This window comes from Stenotrophomonas sp. 2YAF22, assembly GCF_052114665.1.
In the GTDB taxonomy this organism is placed as follows: Bacteria; Pseudomonadota; Gammaproteobacteria; order Xanthomonadales; family Xanthomonadaceae; genus Stenotrophomonas; species Stenotrophomonas indicatrix.
The window spans coordinates 1-3,250 of record NZ_JBFRFE010000503.1 but is presented as its reverse complement, the minus strand read 5'-3'; the positions used below and the strand labels follow the sequence as shown (position 1 = coordinate 3,250).

4 protein-coding genes are annotated in these 3,250 nt (G+C 67.0%); 2 read left to right on the top strand and 2 right to left on the bottom strand.

What is annotated here, in order from left to right; genetic code table 11:
- On the bottom strand, positions 1 to 461 hold a 461-nt coding region (locus AB4Y84_RS17180; RefSeq protein WP_442250518.1), incomplete at its 3' end, for an SPFH domain-containing protein.
- Positions 458 to 1,594 carry an FtsH protease activity modulator HflK gene (hflK, locus tag AB4Y84_RS17175; RefSeq protein WP_223496164.1) on the bottom strand — a complete coding sequence of 379 codons (1,137 nt, stop codon included), beginning with the start codon at positions 1,592 to 1,594 and terminating at the stop codon, positions 458 to 460. The genes hflK and AB4Y84_RS17180, both read right to left, overlap by 4 nt.
- A 152-nt stretch (positions 1,595 to 1,746) precedes the next feature.
- Between hflK and AB4Y84_RS17170 the strand changes: the two genes are divergently transcribed.
- Entirely contained in the window at positions 1,747 to 2,742 is a 996-nt protein-coding gene (locus AB4Y84_RS17170; protein ID WP_442244608.1) for a YhdH/YhfP family quinone oxidoreductase, read from the top strand.
- 88 nt (positions 2,743 to 2,830) lie between these two features.
- Complete coding sequence (gene pilH / locus AB4Y84_RS17165; protein ID WP_442250517.1) at positions 2,831 to 3,202, top strand: twitching motility response regulator PilH; 372 nt, start codon at positions 2,831 to 2,833, stop codon at positions 3,200 to 3,202.
- The last annotated feature ends 48 nt before the right edge of the window (positions 3,203 to 3,250 follow it).

The window sequence follows — 3,250 nt, the reverse complement described above, 5'->3', positions numbered from 1 at the left end:
AAGTAACGGGCCGGCGCGGTGTCCAGCACCTGGAAGCGGCGGTCGAACACCCGCACCGTTTCCACCACCGGCAGGGTGCGCGAGTTGATCTGGTTGCGCAGCGAGTCGGTGATGATCGGCGCCAGGCGGGCGTTGGCGATGCGCGGATCGCCGCCGGTGGCACGGAAGTAATCACCCACGTTGGAGATGTAACCGATGGCGAAGAAGTCGACGCTGACGTCCTTCTGCTCGGCCGTGAAGTAACGGGCCGGCGCGGTGTCCAGCACCTGGAAGCGGCGGTCGAACACCCGCACCGTTTCCACCACCGGCAGCTTGAAGTGCAGGCCCGGCTTGATGTCCGAACGCACCACCTTGCCCAGGTTCAGGACCATGGCGGTCTGGTCCTCGCGGACCACGTACACCGAACCCAGCAGGCCCAGCAGCACCGCTACGACAACGGCGATCCAGATTGAATTTCTCATCGGCTGCCCTCCTCACGGCCGCTCGAACGCCCGGTCGGGCGGCCCACCGGCCGGCCCGGATCACGGGAAGCTTCCACTGCGGTGGTACCCGGCAGCGACGGCATCACCACATCGGGGTTCGGCACCGGGGCCGGTGCCGAGGTGCTGGCACGGGTATCACCGGTCATCGGCACGTAGATCAGCTGGCGGCCATCGCCACCAATGACCTTGCGGTTCTCGCTCAACACCTGCTGCACCGTTTCCAGCCACAGGCGCTTGCGGGTGACTTCCGGTGCGTCCTTGTACTGGGCCTGCAGCAGGCTGAAGCGCTGACCATCACCCTCGGCCTTGGACACCACGGCCTGCTTGTAGCCCTCGGCGGTGGTACGGGCACGCGAGGCCTGGCCGCGCGCTTCAGGCACGACCTTGGCCGCGTAGGCCTGGGCTTCGTTGATCAGGCGCTCCTTGACCTGCTGGGCACCGTTGACCTCGTCGAAGGCCGGCTTGACCTCCTCCGGCGGACGGGCGTCCTGCAGGGTCAGGCCTGTCACGGTCAGACCGGTCTTGAAGGCACGCAGCAATGTCTGCAGGCGCTCTTCGGCGGCCACGGCCAGCGGGCCACGGTTGTTCAATACGGCGTTGAGGTCGGCGCGACCGACTTCCTCGCGCACCGCGCTCTGCGCCGACTGTTCCAGCACCTGGTTGGCATCAACGGTGCCGAACAGGTACTGCTGCGGGTCATCGATGCGGTACTGGACGTTCAACGAGACATTGACGATGTTCTCATCGCGGGTCAGCACCGGCACCTGGATCGAGAAGGTCTTGATCTCGGTGGCGTTGACCTTGGTGACCGATTCGATCGGCCAGGGCAACTTGAAGTTCGGGCCTGGGGTCAGGATGCGCGAGAACTGGCCGAAGCGCAGCACCACGCCACGCTGCTGTTCGCCGATCAGCTGGAAGCTGGAGAACAGCACCAGCAGGACCACTGCCGCCACCACCCAACGCAGGATGCCGCCGTCGAACAGATCCTTCAGCGGTCCGGGCAATCCGCCCCAGCCGCCACCATTGCCACCGCCGCGCGACCCGAACGGCCCGCGTCGATTGTCCTCGGGGCCTTGTCCGCCCTTGTTGCCGCCGGGTGTATTCCAGGCCATGCACGCTCCATCAAGATGTGGGCTGCGACGCGGGCCCTTCCCGCAACGCCAGCCGTTAACCACTACCGATCATACAAGATGGGGCGGACCGGCAGGATTGAAAGGGGTCGGACCGGGTAAGGTGGCGTTTTCCTCGAAGTCAGGCAACGCCGATGGCCCCCACCACCCCGTTCACCGCCTTCCGCATCGAAAAAGACGACGCCGGCTACCGCAGCGGCCTGGTCCCGCTGCGTCTGGACGACCTCAACCCCGGCCAGGTACTGATCCGCGCCCACTGGTCCTCGGTCAACTACAAGGATGCCCTGGCTGGCACCGGCAAAGGCCGGATACTGCGTCGCTTCCCGCTGGTGGGCGGGATAGACGTGGCCGGCACGGTGGTCACCTCCACCGATCCGGCCTGGCGCGAGGGCGATGCGGTACTGGCCACCGGCTGTGGCCTCAGCGAAACCCGTGATGGCGGCTACAGCCAGTACGTGCGACTGGAATCGAGCGCGGTCATCGCCCAGCCGGCGGGCTTGAGCCCACGCGAGGCGATGGTACTGGGCACCGCCGGCTTCACCGCCGCACTGGCGCTGCTGCGCCTGCAGGACAACCGGCAGACACCCGAGCTTGGGCCACTGGCGGTTACCGGCGCCAGCGGTGGGGTCGGCGCTCTGGCCGTGGACATCTTCAGCCGCGCCGGCTATGCCGTGCACGCGATCAGCGGCAAACCGGAGCAGATCGACTTCCTGCGCGGCATCGGTGCTGCCGAGGTGCTGCCGCGTGACGCCCTTGCCGACACCGGGCCGCTGCAGTCGGCACGTTTTGGCGGTGGCCTGGACAACGCCGGCGGGCCGATGCTGGCCAGCCTGCTGGCACAGACCGTACCTTACGGCAGCGTGGTCAGTGCGGGACTGGCCGCCAGCCCGACGCTGGACATGACCGTGATGCCCTTCATCCTGCGCGGTGTCTCGCTGCTCGGCGTTTCGTCGGCCAATGCCCCGCGCGCGCTGCGCGAAGAAGTGTGGGCACGCTTGGGCGACGCGTGGAAGCCGCAGCACCTGGACCGCATCTGCACCGCCGAAGTCGGTCTGGACGGCCTGCCTGCGGTGTTCGATCGCATGCTGGCGGGCGGCTCGCTTGGCCGCACGGTGGTGCGGATCGACTGAACGTCGCAGGCAGGCGACGGACGGCAGCAGTCGCCCTCCCGCCAACGGGATGCCGGCACTACACTTCCGGCATCACACGGGGAACAACATGGCACGCATTCYGATCGTCGACGACTCACCGTCGCAGCTGTTGGGGATACAGCGCATCGTCGAGAAGCTCGGGCACCAGATCCTGACCGCCACCGATGGTGCGGCCGGGGTGGAAACCGCGAAGGCCGAGCTGCCCGACCTGGTGCTGATGGACGTGGTGATGCCCAACCTCAATGGCTTCCAGGCGACCCGCACGCTCGCCCGCGATGAGGCGACCCGGCACATTCCTGTGATCCTGGTGACCACCAAGGACCAGGACACCGACCGCATGTGGGGCATGCGCCAGGGTGCCAAGGCCTATATCACCAAGCCGTTCTCGGAAGACGAGCTGTCCGAGGTGCTGGAGCGGGTGTTCGCCGGGCAGGGCTGACACACCGCTCTGGTGGATGCCAACCTTGGTTGGCACACCGCTCTGGTA

Bases quoted from the DNA above. Each gene is read 5' to 3' on its own strand.
- AB4Y84_RS17170 (WP_442244608.1), top strand. From the start codon at position 1,747: ATGGCCCCCACCACCCCGTTCACCGCCTTCCGCATCGAAAAAGACGAC.
- hflK (WP_223496164.1), bottom strand. From the start codon at position 1,594: ATGGCCTGGAATACACCCGGCGGCAACAAGGGCGGACAAGGCCCCGAG.